This is a genomic window from Streptomyces sp. ICC1, from assembly GCF_003287935.1.
GTDB lineage: Bacteria > Actinomycetota > Actinomycetes > Streptomycetales > Streptomycetaceae > Streptomyces > Streptomyces tritrimontium.
On the sequence record NZ_CP030287.1, the window covers coordinates 6,503,071 to 6,527,535 of the forward strand.

The 24,465-nt window shown below is 72.3% G+C and carries 23 protein-coding genes and 1 pseudogene; 7 read left to right on the forward strand and 17 right to left on the reverse strand.

What is annotated here, in order from left to right:
- Positions 1–3 precede the first annotated feature (3 nt).
- From DRB96_RS30520 to DRB96_RS30560, 9 genes are all read right to left on the reverse strand, one after another.
- Positions 4–1,395: an ammonium transporter gene (locus tag DRB96_RS30520; RefSeq protein WP_112451370.1), complete on the reverse strand. Its 1,392-nt coding sequence runs from the start codon at positions 1,393–1,395 to the stop codon at positions 4–6.
- Between the two features lie 75 nt (positions 1,396–1,470).
- A complete protein-coding gene (locus DRB96_RS30525) occupies positions 1,471–2,436 on the reverse strand; it encodes an urease accessory protein UreD (RefSeq protein ID WP_239516885.1) in 966 nt (321 codons plus the stop codon).
- Positions 2,437–2,507: 71 nt separating this feature from the next.
- A complete protein-coding gene (gene ureG, locus DRB96_RS30530) occupies positions 2,508–3,131 on the reverse strand; it encodes an urease accessory protein UreG (RefSeq protein WP_112451371.1) in 624 nt (207 codons plus the stop codon).
- A 43-nt stretch (positions 3,132–3,174) separates the two neighbouring features.
- The gene (locus DRB96_RS30535) at positions 3,175–3,891 is read right to left on the reverse strand and encodes an urease accessory UreF family protein (RefSeq protein WP_112451372.1); all 717 of its coding nucleotides are present in this window, start codon (positions 3,889–3,891) and stop codon (positions 3,175–3,177) included.
- On the reverse strand, positions 3,888–5,612 hold the full coding sequence (gene ureC, locus DRB96_RS30540; RefSeq protein WP_112451373.1) for an urease subunit alpha: 1,725 nt from the start codon (positions 5,610–5,612) through the stop codon (positions 3,888–3,890). The genes DRB96_RS30535 and ureC overlap by 4 nt, the downstream gene beginning before the upstream one ends.
- A complete protein-coding gene (locus DRB96_RS30545; RefSeq protein ID WP_112451374.1) occupies positions 5,613–6,116 on the reverse strand; it encodes an urease subunit beta in 504 nt (167 codons plus the stop codon).
- A gap of 23 nt (positions 6,117–6,139) precedes the next feature.
- On the reverse strand, positions 6,140–7,006 hold the full coding sequence (locus DRB96_RS30550; RefSeq protein WP_112451375.1) for a hypothetical protein: 867 nt from the start codon (positions 7,004–7,006) through the stop codon (positions 6,140–6,142).
- A 3-nt stretch (positions 7,007–7,009) separates the two neighbouring features.
- On the reverse strand, positions 7,010–7,315 hold the full coding sequence (locus DRB96_RS30555) for an urease subunit gamma (protein WP_112451376.1): 306 nt from the start codon (positions 7,313–7,315) through the stop codon (positions 7,010–7,012).
- 163 nt (positions 7,316–7,478) lie between these two features.
- Entirely contained in the window at positions 7,479–8,375 is an 897-nt protein-coding gene (locus DRB96_RS30560; protein ID WP_275432088.1) for an urea transporter, read from the reverse strand.
- Positions 8,376–8,788: 413 nt separating this feature from the next.
- Between DRB96_RS30560 and DRB96_RS30565 the strand changes: the two genes are divergently transcribed.
- The 3 genes from DRB96_RS30565 to DRB96_RS30575 all read left to right on the forward strand — a co-directional run bounded on the left by DRB96_RS30565 (position 8,789) and on the right by DRB96_RS30575 (position 11,416).
- Positions 8,789–9,751, forward strand: coding sequence for a tellurite resistance/C4-dicarboxylate transporter family protein (locus tag DRB96_RS30565; RefSeq protein WP_112451378.1), 963 nt, complete (start codon positions 8,789–8,791; stop codon positions 9,749–9,751).
- 370 nt (positions 9,752–10,121) lie between these two features.
- Complete coding sequence (locus DRB96_RS30570; protein ID WP_112451379.1) at positions 10,122–10,982, forward strand: DNA-formamidopyrimidine glycosylase family protein; 861 nt, start codon at positions 10,122–10,124, stop codon at positions 10,980–10,982.
- A gap of 29 nt (positions 10,983–11,011) precedes the next feature.
- The gene (locus tag DRB96_RS30575; RefSeq protein WP_204357850.1) at positions 11,012–11,416 is read left to right on the forward strand and encodes a hypothetical protein; all 405 of its coding nucleotides are present in this window, start codon (positions 11,012–11,014) and stop codon (positions 11,414–11,416) included.
- 70 nt (positions 11,417–11,486) lie between these two features.
- On the opposite strand, the gene DRB96_RS30580 is transcribed toward DRB96_RS30575, so the two are convergent.
- Both DRB96_RS30580 and DRB96_RS30585 read right to left on the reverse strand, forming a co-directional pair.
- Positions 11,487–11,951 (reverse strand): hypothetical protein, encoded by a 465-nt coding sequence (locus DRB96_RS30580; protein WP_162689004.1) that lies wholly within the window; start codon positions 11,949–11,951, stop codon positions 11,487–11,489.
- Between the two features lie 261 nt (positions 11,952–12,212).
- Positions 12,213–12,752, reverse strand: a complete 540-nt coding sequence (locus DRB96_RS30585) for a sigma-70 family RNA polymerase sigma factor (protein ID WP_112451380.1) — start codon at positions 12,750–12,752, stop codon at positions 12,213–12,215.
- 297 nt (positions 12,753–13,049) lie between these two features.
- On the opposite strand from DRB96_RS30585, the gene DRB96_RS30590 reads away from it, so the two are divergent.
- Entirely contained in the window at positions 13,050–14,255 is a 1,206-nt protein-coding gene (locus DRB96_RS30590; RefSeq protein ID WP_112451381.1) for a CapA family protein, read from the forward strand.
- A 20-nt stretch (positions 14,256–14,275) separates the two neighbouring features.
- Here DRB96_RS30590 and DRB96_RS30595 read toward each other — a convergent pair whose 3' ends face one another.
- Positions 14,276–14,887, reverse strand: a complete 612-nt coding sequence (locus DRB96_RS30595; RefSeq protein ID WP_162688746.1) for a DUF4328 domain-containing protein — start codon at positions 14,885–14,887, stop codon at positions 14,276–14,278.
- Between the two features lie 241 nt (positions 14,888–15,128).
- Entirely contained in the window at positions 15,129–15,590 is a 462-nt protein-coding gene (locus DRB96_RS30600; RefSeq protein ID WP_112451383.1) for a universal stress protein, read from the reverse strand.
- Between the two features lie 60 nt (positions 15,591–15,650).
- Here DRB96_RS30600 and lysX point away from each other — a divergent pair, with 60 nt between their 5' ends.
- A complete protein-coding gene (lysX, locus tag DRB96_RS30605; RefSeq protein WP_112451384.1) occupies positions 15,651–18,953 on the forward strand; it encodes a bifunctional lysylphosphatidylglycerol synthetase/lysine--tRNA ligase LysX in 3,303 nt (1,100 codons plus the stop codon).
- 90 nt (positions 18,954–19,043) lie between these two features.
- The gene (locus DRB96_RS30610; RefSeq protein ID WP_112451385.1) at positions 19,044–19,955 is read left to right on the forward strand and encodes a polysaccharide deacetylase family protein; all 912 of its coding nucleotides are present in this window, start codon (positions 19,044–19,046) and stop codon (positions 19,953–19,955) included.
- 12 nt (positions 19,956–19,967) lie between these two features.
- On the opposite strand, the gene DRB96_RS30615 is transcribed toward DRB96_RS30610, so the two are convergent.
- Positions 19,968–20,651 carry a class F sortase gene (locus DRB96_RS30615; RefSeq protein ID WP_112451386.1) on the reverse strand — a complete coding sequence of 228 codons (684 nt, stop codon included), beginning with the start codon at positions 20,649–20,651 and terminating at the stop codon, positions 19,968–19,970.
- A 353-nt stretch (positions 20,652–21,004) separates the two neighbouring features.
- On the opposite strand from DRB96_RS30615, the gene DRB96_RS30620 reads away from it, so the two are divergent.
- Positions 21,005–21,499 (forward strand): hypothetical protein, encoded by a 495-nt coding sequence (locus DRB96_RS30620; protein WP_112451387.1) that lies wholly within the window; start codon positions 21,005–21,007, stop codon positions 21,497–21,499.
- A 78-nt stretch (positions 21,500–21,577) separates the two neighbouring features.
- Here DRB96_RS30620 and DRB96_RS30625 read toward each other — a convergent pair whose 3' ends face one another.
- The 3 genes and pseudogenes from DRB96_RS30625 to DRB96_RS30635 all read right to left on the reverse strand — a co-directional run.
- Positions 21,578–22,192 (reverse strand): hypothetical protein, encoded by a 615-nt coding sequence (locus DRB96_RS30625; RefSeq protein WP_112451388.1) that lies wholly within the window; start codon positions 22,190–22,192, stop codon positions 21,578–21,580.
- A 199-nt stretch (positions 22,193–22,391) separates the two neighbouring features.
- The gene (locus DRB96_RS30630) at positions 22,392–23,162 is read right to left on the reverse strand and encodes a DUF4239 domain-containing protein (protein WP_112451389.1); all 771 of its coding nucleotides are present in this window, start codon (positions 23,160–23,162) and stop codon (positions 22,392–22,394) included.
- A 378-nt stretch (positions 23,163–23,540) separates the two neighbouring features.
- A pseudogene (locus tag DRB96_RS30635) lies at positions 23,541–24,371 on the reverse strand (sterol desaturase family protein); the annotation flags it as partial.
- Between the last annotated feature and the right edge of the window lie 94 nt (positions 24,372–24,465).

The following is a 24,465-nucleotide window of genomic DNA, read 5'->3' on the forward strand; positions in this document are numbered from 1 at the left end:
CGTTCACTTGTCACGCTCTCGTCGGTCCAGCACGGATACGATCTCGGCGAGCAGGGCGGCGTCCCGGCGCTCCGCGGCGTCCTTGGCCGCGCCCGCTCCCACGCCCGCGCCCACCGGCGCGGACTCACGGGCCGCGTCGCCGGAGCCGCCCATCCGGTCGCGGATCTGATCGAGGGTCTCGTTGTCGTACGCGACCTCCTCCTCGCGGCCGGGTACGTTCTCGTACTCCTCGGAGGTGCGGAAGCCGACGGTCATGTCGATCACCTTGGCGATGAGGCAGGTCATGACGAAGGAGAAGGTGCCCACCGCCAGGACGGCGACGGCCTGGCGCCACAGCAGGTCGAGGCCGCCCCCGTAGAAGAGGCCCTTCTTGCCGCTCATCGCGGCCGTGGCGAAGAAGCCGATGGAGAGCACGCCGACGATGCCGCCCCAGCCGTGCACGCCGACCACGTCGAGGGTGTCGTCCACGCCGATCTTGAACTTCATGTTGACGGCGAAGCAGCAGACGACGCCCGCGACGAAGCCGATGATCAGCGCGCCGATCGGGGAGACCTCGCCGCAGGCCGGGGTGATGGCCACCATGCCCGCGACCGCCGCCGAGGCGACGCCCAGCATCTCCACGTGGCCCAGCCGCCACTTCTCGATGATCGGCCAGCCGATCATCGCGCCCGCGGCCGCCAACTGCGTGTTGAAGAAGGTGGTCGGCGCGCTGCCCTCGACCTGGAGCGCGGAGCCCGCGTTGAAGCCGAACCAGCCGAACCACAGCAGCGCCAGGCCGATGACGACCAGCGGCAGGTTGTGCGGGCGGATCGTCTCGCGCTCGAAGTCCTTGCGCTTGCGCAGCACGATCGCCACCGCGAGCCCCGAGGCGCCGGAGCTGAGCTCGACCGGCAGGCCGCCGGCGTAGTCGAGCGCGCCCAGGGACTTCTGGATCCAGCCGTCGGAGGCGAACACCCAGTGCGCGGTGGGCACGTAGACCAGCAGGGTCCACGCGACGACGAAGACCAGCCAGCCCTTCATGGTGGCCCGGCCCGCGATCGAGCCGCTGATCAGCGCCACCGTGATGATCGCGAAGGACATCTGGAAGCAGGCGAAGATCATGGTCGGGATGGAACCGTGCAGGGAGTCCATCCCGATGCCCCGGAAGAACGCGTGGTCGAGGTTGCCGATCAGGCCGGCCCCGGAGTCCTTGCCGAAGGCGAGGGAGTAGCCGACCGCGACCCACAGGATCGTCACCAGCGACAGGCAGGCGAAGCTCATCTTGAGCATCACCAGCACGTGCTTGGTCTTGACCATGCCTCCGTAGAAGAAGGCGAGGCCCGGGGTCATGAGCAGCACCATCGCGGTGCTCGCCATCATCCAGGCGGTATTACCCGTGTCGTAGCCACTGGGCATGGTGGTGGGGATCTCTCTGGTCGTGGACGGGCAGGAGGGGCGTGGGTGCGCAGGGGCGTGGGTACGCAGGTGCGTTCAGGTCTTGCGGAGGGCCGGCGCCGGTACGCCGATCAGCCTGCGCCGGACCGCGTCCCAGACGGCCGTGAGCGCCCGGGTCACGGGCTCGGTGTGGTCGCCGAGCACCCGCACCCAGGCCCCGCAGTCCTGCGGGAGCACGCTGACCCCGTACGGGAGCCCGCTGTCGGCCAGGGTCCGGTGCAGCAGGTCGGCCAGCTCGCGGGCGGGCGCGAGCGGGCTGACCGCGAAGAAGCAGGCCGTCACGGAGTGGCCGGCCAGCACGGCGGGTCCGTCGACCGCGCTGCTGCCGAGGCCGCCGCGCTCGCCGTCCGTATCCCTGCCCCCGCTACCGTTCCCGGGCTCCAGCCGTACGGTGTCCAGCGCGACCAGCCCGCCGTCCGGACGCCGCAGTTCGAAGTCGGAGGCGAAGACCCGGTAGGCGTTGTGCTCGCCGCGCGCGAGCCGGCCGGACAGCACCGTCTCGCTCACCAGCACGGTGGCGGTGGGGTCGGCCGTGACGACCGTGCGCTGGTAGAAGCGCGAATCGACGTAGGGGATGACGGGGTCGGGGAGGTACTCGACGTACGCGTGCGGCCCGGCGGTCAGGAAGACCTGCGCGGCGGCGTAGTCGTGCTCCATCCGGTAGACCTTGGCGGCCGCCTGGGTCGTGACGTGCGCCGAGGTGCCGGGGCCGAAGTCGAGCTCGGTGCGCAGCCGGTCGGCCTGGATGATCCCGCCGCCCGTGGACATCAGGAAGGTGATCGGCAGATCGGGGCGGTGCGGGTCGAAGTAGAGCGGGCGCATGATCTGCAGCGGGGACTTCTGGTAGTGCCGCACCAGCTCGGTGCGGCCGCCGACCAGCTCGAAGCCCAGTTCGAGCAGGCCGACCTTGCCCGGCCGCCCCACCCCCAGGGTGTCGGGCGCCGAAGCGTGCCGGAGCACCTCGGGCGGGACGCGCGGCGGCTCGTAGTGCGCGGGGTCCAGCCGGACGCGCGGCGTCGGCGCGGGGGCGGCGGGTGCAGGGGCCGCGGGCACGGGGGCGGTCGCCACGAGGCTCACGCCGGCACCCGGCGGAAGGACTCGATGAAGGTGGCGACCTCCTCCAGGCCCTGCCCGGTCAGGCAGTTGGTCAGGGCCACGGGGCGTCCGTCGCGCACGCGGTGCGCGTCGGACTCCATGACGACGAGGTCGCAGCGCACGTACTGGGCGATGTCGATCTTGTTGATGACGAGCAGGTCGGACTCGGTGATGCCGGGGCCGCGCTTGCGGGGCATCTTCTCGCCTTCGGCGGTGTCCAGGACGAAGAGGAAGAGGTCGACCAGGACCGGGCTGAAGGTCAGGGTGAGGTTGTCGCCGCCCGATTCGTAGAGCAGGGTGTCGACGTCCGGGAACTGTTCGAGCATCTCGGCGCCGGCGGCGAGGTTCATCGTGGGGTCGTCGCGCACGGCGGTGTGCGGGCACGCGCCGGTCTCCACGCCCACGACCCGCTCGGGGTCGAGGACCCCGGCCAGCGCGCGGCGCACGTGGTGGGCGTCCTCCTGCGTGTAGATGTCGTTCGTGATCACGGCCGGCCGGTGGCCGCGCCCGATGAGCACCGGCACCAGGGCCTCGATCAGCGCCGTCTTGCCGGAGCCGACGGGGCCGCCGATGCCGACCCGCAGGACGTTGTCCTCGTTCATCAACAGTCACACACCTTCTGGAGAGCCGGTGGGGTGGAAGGGGTCAGGTGGCGAACAGCCGTGCCTCGGCGCGCTCGTGACGGCCCGACATCACGTCCGCCATCGGAACGCACCCGCCCAGATCGGCGAGTTCGCGTCGCAGGGCCGCCCCCGCCACCTCCTCGATGACGGGCGCGATGCCCCGCAGGATGACCTGCGCCTTGCGGTGGTCCGTGAGCCGCAGCCGCAGCGCCGCCCCGGTGAAACTGGCCGAATAGGCGAACAGGTCGCTGACCAGGGCCTGTTCGGCCGGGACGCCGGCGGCCGCGTACGCGACCCCGGCGGCCACCGCCTGTGAGCCGGGGGCCCGCTTGGCGGCGACGAGCGAGGCGTACCGCTCCAGCGGCTCGCCGCCGACGCACTCGCGGGCGATGTCCAGCAGCTGGCGGCCGGTACGGGTCGCGGCGCGGCGCAGCCCCTCGTTCAGCTTGGTCGCGTGCAGCCGCTGGTCGGTCTCGGCGAGCGCGTCCCAGTCGCCGGCCAGCGCGGCCCGGTGGGCCAGCGCCAGCGCGGTGGCGTCGGAGGGTCCCACCGAGTGCCGCAGCAGGTCGGCCAGCAGCTCCGGTACGCCCTCGGGGGTCACGGCCTTGGCCTGGGCGTAGCCCTCCAGGCCGTGGGAGAGGGTGTAGAAGCCGCTGGGGAAGGCCGAGTCGGTCAGCTGGAGGCTGACCAGGAGGGCCTGGACCGGCGAGGCGCCCGGCGGGGTCGAGGTGGTGCTCATGCCAGGTAGAACAGGTGGTTCAGGGGCAGTTCGCGGGCCGGCTCGATGGTCGCGGGCACCCCGTCCAGGGTGACCTTGTACGTTTCCGGGTCGACGGCGATCACGGGCAGGGCGTCGTTGCGGACCATGTGCTGCTTGCCGACCGTACGGCAGTGCCTCACCGGCAGGACCTTGCTGTCCAGGCCCAGCTTCTGCGGCACGCCGAGGTCGATCGCGGCCTGCGACATGAAGGAGACGCGGGTGGCCTGCCTGGCCTTGCCGTACGCGCCGAACATCGGCCGGTAGTACACCGGTTGGGGGGTCGGCAGCGAGGCGTTGGGGTCGCCCATGAGCGCCCAGTTGATCAGTCCGCCCTTGATGACCATCTTCGGCTTGGCGGCGAAGGAGCCGATCGGCCAGAGCACGATGTCGGCGAGCTTGCCGGTCTCCAGGGAGCCGATGTGCTCGGCGGTGCCGGTGGCGATCGCCGGGTTGATCGTGATCTTGGCGAGGTAGCGCAGGACGCGGAAGTTGTCGTTGCGCTCGGTGTCGCCGTCGAGCTTGCCGCGCTGGTCCTTGCAGTGGTGAGCGGTCTGGAAGGCGCGGGTCCAGGATTCTCCGATGCGGCCCATGGCCTGGGAGTCGGAGGAGAAGATCGAGATGACGCCTTCGTCGTGCAGGACGGTCTCGGCGGCGATCGTCTCGGCGCGGACGCGGGAGTCGGCGAAGGAGACGTCTTCGGGGATGTCGTGGGAGAGGTGGTGGCAGACCATCACCATGTCGAGGAGTTCGTCGACGGAGTTGACGGTGTACGGCAGCGTCGGGTTCGTCGAGGACGGCAGCACGTTGGGCTCGCCGGCGACGCGCATGATGTCGGGGGCGTGGCCGCCGCCCGCGCCTTCGGTGTGGAAGGTGTGGATGGTGCGCCCGTCGATGGCGGAGCGGGTGTCCTCGAAGAAGCCGGACTCGTTGAGGGTGTCGGTGTGGACGGCGACCTGCACGTCGTAGGTGTCGGCCACGTCCAGGGCCCTGCTCAGCGCGGCCGGGGTGGTGCCCCAGTCCTCGTGGACCTTCAGGCCGCAGACGCCCGCCTCGACCTGTTCGATCAGTGCTTCCGGCAGCGAGCCGTTGCCCTTGCCCAGCAGGCCCACGTTGACCGGCAGGTCCTCGACCGCCTGGTACATCCGGCCGATGTTCCACGGGCCCGGCGTGCAGGTGGTGCCGTTGGTGCCGTCGGAGGGGCCGGTGCCGCCGCCGATCATGGTGGTGATGCCGTTGGACAGGCCGTGTTCGGCCTGCTGCGGGGCGATGAAGTGGATGTGGGAGTCGATGCCGCCGGCCGTGGCGATCAGGTGCTCGCCCGAGATCACCTCGGTGCCCGGCCCGATGACCAGCTTGGGGTGGACCCCGGACTGCGTGTGCGGGTTGCCGGCCTTGCCGAGGCCCGCGATGAGGCCGTCCTTGATACCGAGGTCGCCCTTGACCACGCCGAGGATCGCGTCCATGACCACGACGTTGGTGATGACCAGGTCCAGGGCACCCTGCAGGTTGGTGGCCTGCGGATCCTGCCCCATGCCGTCGCGGATGCCCTTGCCGCCGCCGTAGACGGCCTCGTCGCCGTAGTGGCCCTCGTTGTGGTCCTTCTCGACCTCGACGACCAGGTTGGTGTCCGCCAGGTGGAAGCGGTCCCCGACGGTGGGTCCGAACAGGTCGGTGTACTGCTTGCGGCTCAGGACAGCCATCTACTTGTCGCCCTTCTTGTGGGACTTGCTCTTCTTGCCGCTGCCGCTGCCGCTGCCGCTGCCCGTCTTGGATCCGTCGCCGTCTCCGGCGCCGGCCGCGCGGGGTGCGGGCTCGGCGTGGACGTCCTCGATGCGGGCGCCCTTGAAGCCGAGCTCGACCGCCCGGCGCAGCGCGCGGATGCGGGTGTCGGTGGAGCCGAGGCCGCCGTCGGTGAGCGAGCTGAAGCCGATGATGCGGCCGTGGCCGCTGTACGCGGTGAGTTCGACCTCGCGGGTGTCGCCCGGCTCGAAGCGCACGCCGGTGCCGGAGGGAAGGTCGAGGTGCATGCCGTAGGCCGCGTTGCGGTCGAAGTCGAGGGCGCGGTTGACCTCGAAGAAGTGGTAGTGCGAGCCCACCTGGACCGCTCGGTCACCGGTGTTGGAGACGGTGACCTTGGCCTTGCGGCGGCCGGAGTTGATCTCTACGGTGCCTTCGCCGTAGAGGTATTTTGCGCCACCGGACATGGCGGTACTTCCCTTCCTCGGGATCAGTGGTGGGGGCGGCCGTGCGTGCGGCCGTGGTCGTGCCCGTGGTCGTCGCCGTGCCCTTGGCCGTGGCTGTGCCCTTGGCCGTGGCTGTGCCCTTGGCCTTGGCCGTGGCTGTGGTCGCCGCCCGGGCCGTGCGCGTGCGCGTACCCGTGGCCGTGCTCGGCGTCCAGGCCCTCGGTGATGCCGTCCCGCCCGTGGGACAGCCGGTGCAGGGCCTCCTGCACCCGGGTCCGTACGACCTGGTCGACGGCGGCCCGCGACAGCAGCGGGCCGGTGTCCAGGACCCCGGCCGGAACCCGGTCCGGCCCGGCGAACGCCGCCCGCACCAGGCAGACCCGGGACGCCCCCAGGCGGCGGCAGCGATCGGCCCCGTCCGCGAGGTCCGGGTCGCCGCCGTCGAAGGCGACCTCGACCCAGCGGTGGTGCCCGTACTGCCGCACGAGCCGGGCCACCCGGAAGAGGTCCGCGTCCTCGAACGGTCCGGCCGCGGGCGCGGTGACCAGGACGGCGGAGCCCTCGGGCGCCTCGCGCACCGCCTTGAGGGCGGCGGTGCGCAGCCACGCGGTCAGGTGGTCCGCGGTGGCGAAGGGCGGTGCCAGGACGAGCCGTCCGGGCTCCTGGTCGCGGCCGAGCCAGCGCAGGGCGCGGGCGCAGTCGGCGATCAGCCCGGGGTCGCGCCCCAGCGTCATCGGCACCACGCAGACGGGACCGGACGAGGCCGCGAGCGCCTCGCCCACGGCTTCGGCCAGCGGCCGGCCGGTCTGCACGGCGCCGGCCGCCGCGCCGCCCTCGTGGCCCCCGGCCAGGACGACGGAGCGCTCCGATTCCCTGGCCCGGCCCGGCCGTTCGGGTGCGACTGCGGCCATGACTCAGGCGCCGACGGGGTCGTGGCAGGAGACGAGCTTGGTGCCGTCCACGAAGGCGGCCTCGACCTGGAGCAGCGGCAGCATCTCCCGTACGCCGGACATGACGTCGGAGGCGGAGACGAGCTGCTTGCCGAGCTCCATGCACTCGGCGACGGTCTTGCCGTCGCGGGCGCCCTCCAGGATGCCCTCGCTGATCAGGGCGCAGGCCTCGCTGTAGTTGAGCTTGACGCCCCGCTCGCGCCGCTTGCGGGCCAGGTCGGCCACGACGTAGATCCAGAGCTTGTCCATCTCACGGGGAGCGAGATTCATCGGTCACTCACTTTCGGCTCTCGAGGTGGTTCGGGTGCGTGCGTACCGGGGGCGTGCGACCCGGGGCGGCCGCTACCCGGGTGGGTGTGACCCGGGTCCGCACGGGTCCGCGCGGATCTGCCCGTGCGCGGGTCCGGCCGCGCACGGGCGGGATGCGTACGCCTCAGGTGCGCCGCAGCCGGGGGATCGCCGGGACCGCGGCGACGAAGACGAGCGTGGTCAGGACGAACGGCCAGGTGAAGGTGTGCCCGCCGAACGGGGCGAAGAACGCGGTCATGGCCGCCGTCAGGCCCGTCGCGGCCGCGGCGCCCAGCACGGCGAAGCCGAAGCTCCAGGCGGAGCGGACGAGGAACACCCCGCACAGGGCCATGGCGACGAGCACGCTGCTGTAGCCCATGAGCCCCTGCGACACCCCGTCGGAGGGCGAACCCATCGCCCAGGCCACGAAGATGGCGGTTGCGCTGCCGACACAGGCCATGGCGCCGGCCCAGCGGTCGGCCACGAAGATGCCTGCCAGGAAGATCAGCCCGACGTACCACTGCGGCATGAAGAAGATCTGGCCGACATTGGAGAGGAAGGCGTGCCAGAGCTGGTCCCAGCTCAGGGCGGTGGTCCCGGTGGCGGAATCGGGGAGCGCCGCCAAGTCGGGTCCGCTGTGCCAGACCCGGGAGAAGCCGGGCGCGGCGATCGTCATGACGCTCGCGATGATGCAGAACGGCGCGGTGAACGTGGGGATGTTCCACGTGCCGAGGATCGTGGCGAGCGCCGAGGTGACGACCACGACGGTGATGCTGCCGCCGATCGCGAGCAGCAGGGTGGACAGGTGGTCCCACCCGAGGAACACGGCGAACCCGAGCGAGACCAGGGTGCCGTTGAAACCGCGCAGCCCGGCCGAGACGATCTCGCGGTCGATGCCGAAGGCGTAGGCGGTGCCGGTTCCGACGACGGCGCCCAGGAGGCCGTAGAGCGCGTACTGCCAGCCGGCGGCGGCGAGGGCGGCGAGGAAGAGGATGCCCGTGATCGCATTGGGCATGAAATCGACCTGCGCGACACCCCGCAGTACTTCCTGAACGAAACTCGCCGGCTGGGCCGGAGCGGGTTTCGGCTGCTCGGTGACAACGGCTTGCATTTCTTATCTCCCATACGCGAAAAGCGAACCGTTCAGGAATGAACCGTAGCGGCCGACCCGGAAATCGGACGCGGGGTCCCGGGAGTGTCGTGAAACCCGTCGGAGTCCTCCACATGGCTCCGTGTATTCCACGCCAATTGCTTTGAAAGGACGGCCATATTTCCCGTTCTTCCGGCCGGGTGGGTGGGTGATCGGAATATCGCGATGAATGCCCGCGCGGCGCGCGGCGCGGCAATCGGCACCCGGCACCGGGCAATCGGCACCCGGCACCCGGACGGGTCGTCGTCGCGGCCCGGTGGCGCGCCGCCCCGGCCCGGCCCGGCCCCGTGGTGTCCGCTGGGAGCATGCGAGTTTCCGCGGGCGCCCGCTGGTGGGCCGAGCTGTCGCCGGCCGCCGGGGCCGCCGTCATGGCGTCGGGGATCATCTCGGTCGGCCTGCACCTGATCGGCCGCGGCACCCTGTCGCTCGCGGCCCTCGCCGTCTGCGCGGTGCTGTGGTGCCTGCTCGCGGCCGATTTCGCGGCCCGGCTGCTGGGCGACCGGCGGCGCTTCCGGTCCGAGGCCGACACCCCTGCGGCGCTCACCGCCGTCGCCGCCACGACCGTCCTCGGTGCCCGGCTCTCCCTGCTGGGATGGCACGAGGTCGCGGCGGCCCTGCTGGTGCTGGCCGCCGCGCTCTGGCCCGGGCTGCTGTTCGCCGTACTGAAGCACTGGGGGCGGCGGATGCCCGGCGCGGCCTTCCTCGTCTGCGTGGCCACCCAGGGGCTCGCCGTCCTGGCCGGCAGCCTGGCCGCGACCACCGGGCAGGACTGGCTGGACCGGGCCGCGCTGGCCGCCTTCTGCCTGGGACTGCTGCTCTACGCCGAGGCCCTCGTCCGCTTCGACTTCCGTCAGGTCGTCTCCGGCGCGGGCGACCACTGGGTGGCCGGCGGGGCGCTGGCCATCACGGCCCTCGCCGCGGCCGGACTCACGGCGTCACCCGTGTGGACGGGTTGGGCGCACGCGGGGCTGCGTACCGTCACCCTGGCCGCCCTCGGCCTCTCCCTGGCCTGGTACGTCGTCCTCATGGCCGCCGAGGCGCTCGCGCCGCGCCCGCGCTACGACACCCGGCGCTGGTCGAGCGTCTTCCCGCTCGGGATGACGGCCACCGCCTGCCTCTCCGCCGCCGACCCGACCGGCGTGGGGTGGCTGCGCCCCCTCGGCGAGGTGCTGCTCTGGATCGCGGTCGGGGCCTGGCTGCTGACCTTCGCGGCCTTCCTGCTGTCCCGGCCGGGCCGGGCCGCCGGAGCGCCGGACGGCTCGCGGTGAGCGGACGCCGTCCACGGAACTGAGCGGGCGGGTCCCGGCCTTCGGGGCGATCCCTACGCGGGCCGCCCGCCCCCTGTCTCCTATACCCATCTGACGCTGCCCACGACCTACCCTTTCGAGGAGCCGGTCGGGCCTCCTGGCCGGGAGTACGCCGAGGACGAGGAGCAGCCGGTGCGGATCCTGGTGGGTCTGGAGGGCTCCGCCATGGCCGAGGAGAGCCTCGCCGAGGGCCTGGCCCGCCCCGCCGACACCTTCACGGCCCCCGCCGACTGGGAGGAGGCCGGCCCCCGCCCCGGCCCCGCGACCGGACCGGCTCCGGCGGACCCGTCCCCGGCTCGCGCTTCGCCCGGGGGCGCGGCAGGCTGGGGGCATGCCCGAGCTGCCCGAGGTCGAGGCCCTGCGGGAGTTCCTCGACGAGCACCTCGCCGGGCGGGTGGTCGAGCGCGTCCTCCCGCTCGCCGTCAGCGTGCTCAAGACGTACGAGCCGCCCCTGAGCGCCCTCGAGGGGCAGCGGGCCGGGGCCACGGACCGCCGGGGCAAGTTCCTGGCGGTGCGGATCGGCGAGCTCCACCTCGTCACCCACCTCGCCCGGGCCGGCTGGCTGCGCTGGATGGACGAGGTCCCGGCGCAGCCGCCGCGCCCCGGCAAGGGGCCGCTCGCGCTGCGCCTGGTCCTGCGCGACGGCGGCGGCTTCGACCTGACCGAGGCGGGGACCCGCAAGGGGCTCGCCGTGTACGTGGTCCACGATCCCCTGGAGGTCCCGGGGATCGCCCGCCTCGGCCCCGACCCGCTCGCCGAAGGCTTCGACCGGGCGGCCTTCGGCGCGCTGCTCGCGGGTGAACGGCGGCAGATCAAGGGCGTGCTGCGCGACCAGGGCGTCATCGCGGGCATCGGGAACGCGTACAGCGACGAGATCCTCCACCACGCGAAGGTGTCGCCCTTCAAGCTGGCCGCGTCCTTCGACGAGGCGCAGGCGGACCACCTGTACGCGGCCGTCCGGGAGACCCTGCGCTCGGCGGTCGAGCGGGCGCACGGGGTGGCCGCCGGCCGGCTCAAGGCCGAGAAGAAGAGCGGGCTGCGGGTGCACGGCCGGGCGGGCGAGCCGTGCCCGGTGTGCGGGGACACCGTCCGTTCGGTGTCCTTCGCCGACTCCTCGCTCCAGTACTGCCCCACCTGCCAGACCGGTGGCAAGCCGCTCGCCGACCGCCGGCTGTCCAAACTGCTCAAGTAGCCGCCGGGGGTCGACGTAGACTGCGGCCCGTGGCCGAGGAGCAGCAGGCGCAGACGCCCCGGCGGGAGGTCGTCACCGGGGTGCCGCGCGGTGCCCGCCGCCGGCCGCCCGCGCACACCCCGGCCCGGTCCGAGATCTCCGAGCAGACCACCCTGGGCGCCACGTACGTCCGGGCCCTCATGCGCAGCCAGCTCCGCGCCGGGCTCTGCGCGCTGGCCGCGCTCGCGGCCCTGGTCGGGCTGCTGCCGCTGCTGTTCCTGCTCCCGCGCGTGGCCTCGGGGCCGCTGGTGTGGGTCGTGCTCGGCGTGCTCGTGTACCCGGTGATGTGGCTCGTCGCCCGCGCGTACGTGGTCCGGGCCGAGCGCAACGAGGCCGATTTCACCGGCCTGGTCACCGATCCGGCGGAGGCGCCCGGCCCGCGCCGGACCGAGTAGCGGGCCCCCGGCGGGGGACCCGGCCCTGGCCCTCGCCCGGGCTCCGGGCGTCCCGCGGGTCAGAAGCGGGTCAGAACAGGTGCATCGCCAAGTGGCCCAACGGGAGACCCAGTTGCCAGGCAGGGGTCCAGACCCGGGCGTTCTCGTCCAGGCCCGGCGGGGTGTCGGCGTGGCCGTGGCGGCCCGGGTCGAGGTTGGTGGCGAACAGTTCCGTGTGGTCCAGCCAGCGCCAGGCCGCGCGGGCCAGTTCCAGGTCCGGGTCCTCGCCGCGGCCGAGCTCGCGGGCCTCCTCGCCCAGGGCCAGGAAGCGGGTGTGGACCCAGTCCCGCCACGGGTGCCCGTACGCCGTCAGCGACATCCACTCGTCGAGCTGGGAGACGACCCGGATCCCGGAGAGCTCGCCGGCCGCGTCCGAGAGGTAGATGGTCAGCGCGAGCGTGTCGCGCCCGGCCCGGAACTCCAGGGTGCTGACCGGGATCAGCCGGCCCGTGCGCAGCAGTTCGTCGGCGATGTACTCCGAGTAGAGCCACGCCATGGGGACCGCCAGGCCGCCCCCGCCGTCACTGGTGCCGTTCGAACCCTCGGGCTGCACCGTTCCACCTTCTCCCGCACGCGTCGAGCCGTCCCCGCCGTCGGCCACGAGCCTTCCTTGCACGGATCGCGGAGTGGGGGGTGTTTACTCAACTTGAACGGTTCCATGCCGATTTCGATGCGATTCATGTCCGGTCTGTGAGCGTTCAGGCCATTCCTTGGCGCATATGCCCCAGGCCGACGGCGGAGCCGCCGCGCCGGCGGCCTAGGCCCCGAGGCCGTACCCGTATCCCTGGAGGTCTTTGCGCAAGGCGCGCAGGGCGTAGTACGTACGGGACTTGACCGTTCCGGCGGGGATGCCGAGCTCCGCCGCCGCCTCGGCCACCGAGCGGTCCTGGAAGTAGACCTGCATGAGCACCTCCCGGTGCTCCGCCCCCAGTGAGCCCACGGCCCGCCGCACGTCTATGGCCGTCACCGAGCCCGCCACCGCGTCCCCCGGCGCCGGAGCGTGCTCCATCCCCTCGGGGTCCACCTCCAGCGGCCTCGACAGGCGGGCCCGCCGGGCGTCGATGGCGAGCCGCCGGGCCACCGTGAACAGCCAGGGGCGCAGGGACTCGTGCCCGCTGGCCAGGACCTCCGGGTGTTGCCAGAGCCGCAGGAGGGTCTCCTGCACGAGGTCCTCCGCGCGCTGCGCGTCCCCGGCCGTGAGGCTCAGCAGGAAACCGAACAGAGCCCTCCCGTGCTCGCGCTGCAGTTCGGCCAGCGCTTCGGGGTCCGTGCGCCGGAGAGTGGGGGCCAGGGGCACGAGAGGCTCCTTCCGGGGGTCCGTTCGGGGTCTGTTCGAGACTCCGTTCGAGCTCGACGGATCCACCCTGACCTGCACGGAGCCGACCGGGAACCGTCCGGTGGAGCCGGTGCGCCCAAGCGCCCGGGTCGTCCGGTGGGCGGCCGCGCGGGGCGGTGAACGGTCGAACGGCGCGCCGAACGGCCATTGGGGTGAGCGGAAGGCCGGCCGCGGAGCCGTCTCTTGACTTGGTGCGTCTCTTTCTATGAATTGACAGGTGATCAGTTAGTAGTACTTATCTGAGGAGAGCCGGGACCGATGACCGCACGCACCCGCCAAGCCCTCGCACTCCTGTCGGCCGTCGCGCTCGCGGCCGTCGCCGGCTGTTCCGCCGGCGGGGACCGGGCGCCGGCCCGCCTCGCGGGCTCCCCGGCGGCGCAGGCACCCTCCGGAGCTCCCGGATCCACCACGGCCCCCGCCGCGAAGGGATTCACCCTGGTCGCGAGCGGCGACGTGCTGCCGCACGAGTCCGTCATCCGCCGGGCCGCCTCCGACGCGGACGGCGACGGATACGATTTCCGGCCGATGTTCTCCGGCGTCAAGCCGGTCGTCTCGGCCGCGGACCTGGCCATCTGCCACATGGAGACCGTCTACGGACCGGACGGCGGCCCGTTCACCGGCTACCCCGCCTTCCAGTCGCCGCCCGAGATCGCCGCCGGGCTGAAGGACGCCGGGTACGACGGCTGCTCCACCGCCTCGAACCACACCCTCGACGGGGGCGCCGCCGGACTGAAGCGCACCCTCGACGCCTTCGACGAGGCGGGCCTGAAGCACGCGGGTTCGGCCCGCACGGCGGCCGAGGCCGGCGCCGTGACGATGTACACCGCCGGATCGGCGAAGGTGGCGCACCTCGCGTACACGTACGACACCAACGGTTACCCGATGCCCGACGGGCAGCCCTGGGCCGTGAACCTGATGGAAGAGGAGAAGATCGTCGCGGACGCGCGGGCCGCCCGGAAGGCGGGCGCCGACGTGGTCCTCGTCAGCCTCCACTGGGGCACCGAATGGGAGACCGAGCCGGACGGGAAGCAGCTCGCCCTCGGCAAGGCGCTGACCGCCTCGCAGACCGGCGGCCGCCCCGACGTGGACCTCGTGCTCGGCACCCACGCCCACGTCCCGCAGCCGTACGAGAAGGTCAACGGGACCTGGATCATCTACGGCATGGGCGACCAGGTGGCCGGCGAGATGTTCAACCACACCGGCGCCCGGGACATGCGCGGCAACTACGGCTCCATCGGCCGGTTCACCTTCGCCCCGCCGGCCGCCCCCGGGCAGCGCTGGCAGGTCGCCAAGGCCGAGTTCGTCCCGCAGATGATGGATCTCGGAGCCGGCCGGGTCGTCAACCTCCCCGCCGCCCTCGCCGCGCACCCCGGCCGCGAGGACTACGAGGAGGCCCGCGACGAGATCACCGAGGCCGTCCTCAGTCGCGGCGCGGCCAAGGACGGGCTGACGGCGGCGCAGTAGGGCCGGGGCCGCGGGAGACCTCAGACCGCGGCGTTCGGCCCCTGGGTCGCCTTCGTGTGCTGCATGGCGGTGAGCTTCCGCACGAAGACGACGGCCAGCAAGGCGGCCGCGACGCTGGTCAGGTCCGCGACGGCGGCGAAGAGGTCGGCGGCGCGGACCGCTTCGGTCGTCTCGGCCGCCCGGTACTTCCTCGAGGCGCCCCAGGTCAGCAGGCAGCTGGCGATGAACATCACCCACCAGGCGACCACGGGGGCGCCCGAGACCCGGCGGAAGGAGCCGTCGGACCTGTTCTGGGTGCTTGCGTCCCAGGTCTCCTGCGCCGTCCGGTACGGGAAGAAGAAGTTCGCGAGCGGGACGAACCAGCCGCCGATGGCCCACCCGGCGGACTGGCTGAAACCGTCGGGCCGGAAGACCTGGCCGTTGCAGCGGACGCGGTGGAACCAGAGGATGAAGACCAAGCCGGTGGCCAGGTAGAGCGGAGCCTGCACGAGGTCGGCGCCGGTGGAGAGGGAGTCGGCGGAGGCGAGGTCGTCGGAAAGGGGGTCGACGGGGTCGGAGGGCGTGGAAGCGCCGACGAAGTCCTTCATCAGGTTCCAGGTGTAGAGGCTCACCCCGGACGAGAAGAGATCCACGGCGGCCCCCACGGACAACAGCGCGGTCGCGGCCGTGGCCAACCCCTGCGGGGATTGCAGGACATGGGCCGATTGCGGTGACTGGCTGGGCGTGCTCAAGGACATGACGAAGTACCCCCCACGGGAACATGTGCGACGTGACATATGAAAACGGGCCGCCCGACGGGCAGCCCGAATCGCACGAAGATAAGCCACGCCCCGGTCCACCGTCTACAGAGATCAGGTTGCAACAGCGAACGACTCAGGGAACCACAGTCACCGGCCAGCGCCCCGCCTTCACCAGACGGACCGCCACCGAGCCGACGATCCGGTGCCCGGCCTGCTCCGAGGCCCCGACCACCACCGCGTCCGCCGTCAGCTCCTGCGCCGCGCTCACCAGGCCGGCGTACGGATCGCCGCGGAAGGTGTGGAACTGCCAGCGCACGTCGTAGACGCCCTTCAGCCGCTCCGCCCACTCCCGGATCTCGGCCACCAGCCCTTCGGCGATCTCCTGCGTGGCCCCGCCCACCGGCGCGCCCAGCGAGGCCCCCGCCGCCATCACCGGCTGGACGTACACCAGCGCCAGCAGCGCGTTCTGCCTGCGCGCCAGCCCCGCCGCGTACGCCGCCGCGCGGAGCGAGGACTCCGACCCGTCGACCCCGGCGAGGATCACCTTCGGGCCGTCCGTACCGCGCTCGAATCCCGTGTTCACGTGCTCGGTCACCCTTCCGACGGTAACCCGCTCGACGCGCGAAGGGGCGCGGTCCTCCCTACAGTGCGAACCATGACTGCCACCGTGGAGGAGCCGCGCGGAACCCGGAACCGCATGCTGAACCGGGTGCCCGACGCCTTCGGCGCGTTCTTCGGAACACTGGGGCTGCTCTGCGCGCTCCTGTCGTTGTCCCCGGCACTGCGGCGGCTCCTGCGGCCCATCGTGAGCTTCCTCGACGCGATCGTGGTGCCGGTCAGCGCCAACCTCGCCTACGCCGTCTTCCTCTTCCTGCTCGCCGCGGCACTCGGCATGCGCAAGAAGGTCGCCTGGTGGATCGTCGTCACCTATTTGGCCCTGCTGCTGCTGGTCGACGTGCTCACCGTCGCCGCCGAGGAATACTGGTTCGGATTCGCCTCCATGGCCGTCGCGGTCGCCGCCCTCGCGCTCCTGATCGCGGCCCGCAAGGAGTTCAACGCCGCCTCCCGCCCCGGAGCCCTCTGGCGGGCCATGCTCGTGCTGGGCCTCGGCCTGCTCGCCGCCGTCTTCCTCGGCTGGGGCCTGGTCGCACTGTTCCCCGGCACCCTTCCCAAGGGGCAGTGGCTGGACTGGGCCGCGAAGCAGGTCTTCGGCGGACTCTTCTCGGCCCGCCAGTTCGACGGGCGCCCGCCCCGCCCGCTGTACTTCCTCCTCGGCCTCCTCGGCGCCCTCGCCCTGCTGAACGCCGCCTCCACCCTCTTCCGCTCGCAGCGGCTGACCGCCGCCCTGCACGGGGACGAGGAGCCCCGCATCCGCGCCCTGCTCGGCGCGTACGGGCGGGCCGACTCCCTCGGCTACTTCGCCACCCGCCGCGACAAGGCCGTCGTCTTCGCCCCCAACGGCAAGGCCGCCGTCACCTACCGCGTCGAAGCCGGCGTCTGCCTCGGCAGCGGCGACCCCGTCGGAGACCCGGCCGCCTGGACCCCCGCCATCGACGCCTGGCTCGCCGTGGCCCGCCGCTACGGCTGGCAGCCCGCCGTCATGGGCGCCTCCGAGGACGGGGCGACCGCGTACGCCCGCTCCGGGCTCAGCGCCCTCCAGCTCGGCGACGAGGCGATCCTGCAGGTCGCCCACTTCGACCTCGACGGACGCGACATGCGCGTCACCCGCCAGGCCGTCAACCGGGTCAAGCGCACCGGGGCCACCACCGTCATCCGCCGCCACTCCGCCCTCTCCGAGGACGAGATGCAGATGATCGTGGACCGGGCCGACACCTGGCGCGACACCGAGACCGAACGCGGCTTCTCCATGGCCCTGGACCGCCTGGGCGACGCCGCCGACGGCGACTGCCTCCTCGTCGAGGCCTTCGACGACAAGGGCGAGCTCATCGCCCTGCTCTCCTTCGTCCCCTGGGGCAAGGACGGCATCTCCCTCGACCTGATGCGCCGCGACCGCTCCGCCCCCAACGGGGTCATGGAGTTCATGGTCGCCGAACTCTGCGCCGCGGCCCCGGGTCTGGGCGTGCGCCGCGTCTCCCTCAACTTCGCCGTCTTCCGCTCCGCCTTCGAGGAGGGCGGCCGGATCGGCGCCGGCCCCGTCCTCAAGCTCTGGCGCAAACTGCTGCTCTTCTTCTCCCGCTGGTGGCAGCTGGAGGCGCTGTACCGCTCGAACGTCAAGTACGGCCCCGAGTGGTACCCGCGGTTCCTCTGCTACCAGGACGCCGGCTCCCTCGCCCGGGTCAGCCTCGCCTCCGGCATCGCCGAGGGCTTCGTCTCCGTACCCAGCATGCGCACCCTGTGGGGCAACGGGCACCCGCGCGGGCTCACCGCCCCCGCCACCACGGCGGGCCTGCCGCCCATCGACTCCCTCGGGCTGGACCTCGTGGGGGAGGAGGGCGAGACGGCGCCCGCCGAACGGCTGCCCGAACAGGTCCGGGTCCGCCACGAGAAGCTGGAGCGGATCCGCGCGTCCGGCACCGACCCGTACCCCGTCGGCATCCGCCGGCGCACGCACACCGTCGCCGAGCTGAAGGCCGCGCACCCCGGCCACCCGCCCGGCGCCCGCACCGGCTCGCCGGTCACCGTCGCCGGACGCGTGATGGTCGTGCGCGACCTCGGCGGCGTGGTCTTCGCCGTCCTGCGGGACTGGTCCGGCGACATCCAGCTGATGCTCACCCGCGACGAGGCCGGCACCGGCGTGCTCGACACCTTCACCACCCAGGTCGACTTCGGCGACCACGTCGTCGCGAGCGGCCAGGTCGGCGCGAGCAAGAGCGGCGAACCGTCCGTCGTCGTCGACTCCTGGCAGCTCACCGGCAAGTGCCTGCGCCCGCTGCCCGACAAGCGCAAGGGACTCGCCGACCCGGAGGCCCGGGTCCGGCGCCGCTACCTCGACCTTGTCGCGAGCCCCGAGGCGCGCGACGTCGTACGCGCCCGCTCCAGCGCGGTCCAGGCCCTGCGGCAGGGGCTGCTGGACCGGGGCTACCTGGAGGTCGAGACCCCGATGCTCCAGCAGATCCACGGCGGCGCCAACGCCCGGCCCTTCCGCACCCACATCAACGCCTACGACCTCGACCTCTACCTGCGCATCGCCCCCGAGCTGTACCTCAAGCGCCTGTGCGTCGGCGGCATGGAGAAGGTCTTCGAGATGGGCCGGACCTTCCGCAACGAGGGCGTCTCCTACAAGCACAACCCCGAGTTCACGATGCTGGAGGCCTACCAGGCCTTCGCCGACTACGACGTGATGCTCGACCTGACGCGCGAGCTCATCCAGGGCGCCGCCACCGCCGCCTTCGGCTCGCCCGTCGCGCACAAGGCCGGCCCGGACGGAAAGCTCGTCGTCCACGACATCTCCGGCCCCTGGCCCGTCAAGACGATGTACGGGGCGATCAGCGAGGCACTCGGCGAGGAGGTCGACGCCGACACCCAGGAGCACGTGCTCCGGCGGCTGTGCGACCGCGCGGCCGTGCCGCACACGCCCGACAACACCCGGGGCGACGTGGTCCTGGAGATGTACGAGCGGCTGGTCGAGGAGAAGACCAAGCTGCCCACCTTCTACAAGGACTTCCCCACCGACGTCTCCCCCCTCACCCGGCAGCACCGCAAGGACCCCCGGCTCGCGGAGCGCTGGGACCTCGTGGCCTTCGGCACCGAACTGGGCACCGCCTACTCGGAGCTGACCGACCCCGTCGAGCAGCGGCGCCGGCTCACCGCGCAGTCGCTGCTCGCGGCGGGCGGCGACCCGGAGGCGATGGAGATCGACAACGACTTCCTGGACGCGCTCGAATACGCGATGCCGCCGACCGGCGGACTGGGCATCGGGGTGGACCGCCTCGTCATGTTCCTCACGGGTCTGACGATCCGCGAGACGCTGCCGTTCCCGCTGGTGCGGCGGGGGTGACCTGCCGGACTGTGCGCTGACCGGGTGAGCGCGAGGGGGCGCGTCCGCGCCTCTCGACATCTGCGGCGATGTCGTTGATACGTAGTAGTAATGAAAAATGACGAGCCGACAGTAGGGCGACGCGTGCTCCTGCGCTCCGCCGTCTTCCTCGGAGTCGCCGCCGCCGCGGGACTGCTGACCGGTGGCGAACCCGGCCTGCCGGCCGCCGCCCCCGGGGTCGGGGGCGGAGCCGAACCGCCCTTCGGCCCGGGACCCGGCGGAGCCGCCGGGCCGGGACCCCTCGCCGGAGCCCCCGGCGCGCGGCCGCAGAGTCCGCGCGGGGCCGCGTACCGGCTCCAGCCGATGACCTCCGACGGCGCCCCGGAGCGGGTGCCCGCGGCGAAGCCCGCCGTACGGACCCGGCCGATGCTCGCACTGCCTCCCGACGCGCCGGCGAGCGCCATGACGCTCACCTTCGACGACGGCCCCGACCCCCGCTACACCCCGGGCATCCTCGACACACTGGCCCGCCACGACGTACGGGCCATGTTCTTCGTCTGCGGGGAGATGGCCACCGACAACCGCGACCTGCTGCGCCGGATGGTCACCGAGGGCCACGTCATCGGCAACCACACCTGGACCCACCCGCTCATCCCCAAGCTCAGCCGGCCCGCCCTCGCCTCCGAGATCGGCCGCACGAGCGAGGTCGTGCACGAGGCGGTCGGCGAGGCACCGCTGTGGTTCCGGGCGCCCTACGGGGCATGGAACCGGGCCGCCTTCGAGATCGGCGCGGAACTCGGCATGGAACCGCTCGCCTGGACCGTGGACACCCTGGACTGGAAGGAGCCGGGCACCTCCGCGATCGTGTCGCGGGCGCTGAAAGGGGCCGCGCCCGGCGTGATCGTCCTGAACCACGACGCGGGCGGCAACCGCTCGCAGAGCGTGCAGGCGCTGGCGAGCTACCTGCCGCAACTGCTCGGGCGCGGCTACCGGATGACGCTGCCGGCGCTGCCGCCGCGCTGAGGAAACGATCGGTCAGCGGGCCTCCACCATCCGCGCGAAGACGACGACGTTGCCGTCGTAGCCCCCCGCCTTCGAATAGCCGCCGCCGCACGTGATCACCCGGAGTTCCGGCTGGCCGGTGTCCCCGTACACCCGGGCTCCGGGGAACGCGTTCTTGGCGAACACCTCCACTCCGTACACCTCGAACACCGCCGTGCGCCCGTCGTAGCGCGCCACCTCGATGCGGCTGCCCTTCTGCACCGCGCCCAGGCCGTAGAAGACCGCGGGGCCCTGCGCGTTGTCCACGTGGCCCACGATCACCGCCGAACCCTGCTGGCCCGGCGAGATGCCGTTGAGGTACCAGCCCGCCAGGTTCCTCTCCTGCGCGGGCGGCGCGTCGATCCAGCCCGTCGCGTCCAGCCCGACGGTCATCACCGGCGCGTCCACGCTGATCGACGGGATCCGGACGCGCTGGACCGACGAGTGTTCCAGCACCTCCAGGTCCGGCGGCGGCGCGGGCGGCTCGGCGGGTGTCTGGTCGGCCGGCGATCCGACCGTCGCGGCCGCTCCGACGGCCGCCGCGGCGGCCGGCTGCGGAGGCCCCGCGTCGACATCGGCTCCGTTGCGCATCATGGCGAGGCCGCTGAGCATGACCAGCGCGATGGCGCCCCAGGGGGAGCGCCTCCTCGATGGCCGCTCACTCTCGTCCTCGGTCATGGCTCTCCCTTCCCGACGCGGGGGTCCCGACCCGCGTTCTTGTTCCCACCCCTGTACGCCCTACTTCACGCACGCTAAGGCGGTGCGCGCGGGACGGCGATCGGGGAAGGGCGAACGGGTGGTGGGGCCGGAAGGGGTGCGCCCATCCAGGTAATCGTCACATAAATGCCTGACGGGTCGTGACCTGCGGATCCGTCAGCAAACGCGTCCGCGCCTCGGCGTGTCGCTCAACCTTGCGGCCCAAAGGCGGAAATGCGCTGGTTGCGGACCGCGCGGAGGGTTCGTGATGGGAGGCGTTCTCGTCGATCTGCCCGGGCCACCGCTCCGGGGCGCTTCCCGCTGGAGGTTCCACCATGCGTGCTTCTCGCGCCCTCGCCGTCACCGCGGCGGCGTTCGCCGCCATCGGCCTCGCCGCACCGATCGCCGTCGCAAACCCACCGGGTGGCGGTGGGCCCAGCAACGTCACGGTCAACCCGTACTCCGTGCACCAGGGGGCCTCGATGCAGGTCAGCGCCGCGGGCTGCGGCCACGGCGGCATCGTCTTCTCCCACGGCAACTTTCCGCAGACGAACCTGTCGGCCGGCTCCATCGGGTTCGCGACCGTCCGGATCTTCAACCACGCCTCGCCCGGCCACCACACGCTGTCCGTCAAGTGCCACGACAACAGCCTGGTCGCCACGCACCGCTTCACGGTCCTCGAGGGCAACGGCGCGCAGGGCGGCCTCGGCGGCTCCTTCGGCCCGTCCGCCACCGAGACCGCCATCGGCGCGGGCCTCGTCGGCGCCGCCGCCCTGGGTGCCGGCGCCCACGTGATGCGCCGTCGCCGCCCGATCCGCGGCCGGGCCTGACCGGCCGACCTCCAGGGTCAGCCCGAACAACCGCCGGTCGCCCCGAGTCCTGGCCAGGACTCGGGGCGACCGGCGGTCTCAGTGGATGCGGCGGATGTCGCGGCGGCGCAGGGCGAACCCCAGGCCGACCAGCCCGCCGAGGACGAGCCCCGCGCCGGCGCCCAGTTCCAGGGGGTTCAGCCCGGCCACGCTGCCGCCGAGGCCGCCGCGGACGGGGCCGGTGGCCCGGCTCGAGGCGCCCGTGCCGGTGCCCGTGCCCGCGCTCCTGCCGGGGCCCGGGCTGGCGCCCGTACGGGTTCCGACGGTGGAGCTGGTGGTGGGCCGGCCCGCGCCGCCCGTGATCGTCAGATCGGCCGACCCGTTCTCGCCGTTGCAGGTGAAGGAGACGGAGTACTGGGCTCCGCGCCGGGCGTCCCGGTCCACGGTGACCCGCGCGGTCTTGCCCCGCTCGATGCTCACGGTGTCGAAGACCCCGGAGGAGGCGGTGGCGAAGGCGGCGTTGCAGCCGGTCACGGACAGCACCGTCTGGCCGCCGGGGGCGACCGTGGAAGGGGTGATGGTGAAGCCGAAGGAGGTGATGGGCGCCGCTTCGGCGGCGCTCGCGGCGGGTGCGGCGAGCACGCCGGTCGCGAGGACGGCGCTCGCGGCGGCGGCGCCCAGCAGAGCCGTGGGGGAGGTGCGTATCGCGCCCATGGTTGATTCTCCGGATCCCCGAGGAGCAGCCGCGGAACGGTTTCCGCACGTGGGGGGTCGTGCGCCTCGATGTCCGCCACGCTAGGCGCGGGCACGGTGGCCCGCGATCAGGAACGGGCGAATGGGGCATGGCGGTAGGCCGAACCGGGGACGGGAGGCCCGCCCCCGGTTTGCCGGACTCCGCGGGGACGACGCGGCGTCAGTCGCGCTGACCCAGATGTGGGAACTGCGAGAAGAACGGCTCGGCGGTGGCGGCGATGCCCCGGCCGAAGGGCGCGTCGAAGTCCCAGATGAGGAACAGCAGGAAGGCGATCAGCGCGCTGAACAGGCCCGCCAGGAGCAGCTCCCGGAAGGAGCGCCTGATCTGCAGGGTGAAGATCAGCCCCACGGTCACCAGGGCCCCCGCGATCAGGCCGAACCAGACCACCCCGGGCATGGTGGCCCCGGCGCTCTGGCCGCGGGCGTTGCGGGCGTCGTCGACCACGGCGACCTGGTCGACGAGCGGCTGGTAGGCCTGGCCCTCGTGGTCGGTCTGCGGTTCGTAGTCCGTCACGTCGCGGCGGATGCGTTCCAGCAGTTCGGCGCTGCGGTCGGTGAGATCGCCGGTCTCGGCCATCGCCTTCCACTCGGTGTCCACGACGAAGGTCACGTACGCGTCCACGTCGGACCGGATCTTCTTGCGCACCTCGGCCGGGTAGACCTCGGAGCGGACGCTGATCTCGTGCAGGGCCTGGGACTCCTGGCGCACGTACTCCTGGGCGGCGCTGCGGCCTTCCCAGACGCCGGCGATCGCCAGGCCCAGCACGATCGCGTAGATCACTCCGATCATCATCGTCATGTACTCGATGACGTCCGGGGTCTCGCTGGGATCGTCGTCCTCGCCGATCCTGCGCTGGTTGAAGAAGGCGATGGACAGCACCACGGCGCACGCGGCGGCCATCGCGAGGGACAGGACGAGCCATTCCGACAAGATGACTCCAAATTTCTTCTGGCGCGGGTGTCTAGTGCTGTGGCCGGGAAGGTTTCGGTGTCCGGTGCGGTGCCTCTCCCCCAGCTACCGCCGGGAGGGGCCCCCGGGCGGAGGGCCGCCGCTTGTACTGGACGTACTTCGGTGGTCCGACAACGCGGCGAGGTGCCGTGCCGGGCGCCGCGACCCGGTGGACCTTTCCGGTGCCGCGGCCTCGGCGTCGCGGACCAGGAAGGCCGTCGTCAGGCCCGAGCCGGGGTCCAGGGCGGCCAGGGCCCCGGCGGCCGTGGCGGCGGCCAGGGTGTCGGCCAGCCGCGGGAGCAGCGACAGGGCGGCCGGCCGGAGGTGGCTGGCCTGCGTGGCGGGCAGCGCGGCCGGGGCGGGGGCCGGCTGCCAGCCGGGGCCGCCGAAGACGCGTCCGGCCCGCTCGCGCCAGGTCGCGGCTCCCCGTACGTCCCGCGCGATGGAGGCGTACTCGTGGGTGGCGACGCGCAGCGGGTTGTAGGTGCCGATGTTCTTGGTGAGGCCGAAGACCGGCTTGTCGGTCTCCCCCACCCAGGACCCGAACATCCGGTCCCAGACGATGAGGATCCCGCCGAAGTTGCGGTCCAGGTAGCCGCCCTGGGAGGCGTGGTGGACGCGGTGGTGGGAGGGCGAGTTGAAGACGAACTCCACGGGGCGGGGCAGCTTGTCGATGCGCTCGGTGTGGATCCAGAACTGGTAGACGAGGTTGACGGAGTAGCAGAACGCGATGGCGGCCGGGTGCACGCCCAGCGCGATCATCGGCAGGTAGAAGGGCCAGGAGGTGGCGCTGGTCCAGGGCTGGCGCAGGGCGGTGGTGAGGTTGAACTTGCGGCTGCTGTGGTGCACGACGTGGCAGGCCCACAGGATGCGGATGACGTGGTGGCCGCGGTGCTGCCAGTAGTACAGGAAGTCCTGGGCGAGCAGCATCAGCAGGACGGTCCACCACAGGACGGGGACGCGGAGCGGGGTGAGCTCGTAGACCGCGGTGTAGATCGCGACGATCGGGATCTTCCACAGGAAGTCGAAGACGAGGCTGCCGATCCCCATGCCGAGGCTGGTGACGGCGTCCTTCGTCTCGTACCCGGCGGCGTCCTCGTCGGGATGGATGCGGTAGCTCACGAGCTCGATGACCGTGAGCAGTACGAAGGCGGGTATGGACCACAGCACGACATCGGGCAGGTTCGGCATGTCCGCACCATAGAGGCGGTCTCGGGGGCTCGGCTAGAGGTTGTTACCGATCGGTATCCATCGGTGTTACCGACGGTTCACGAGATGCTTTCGG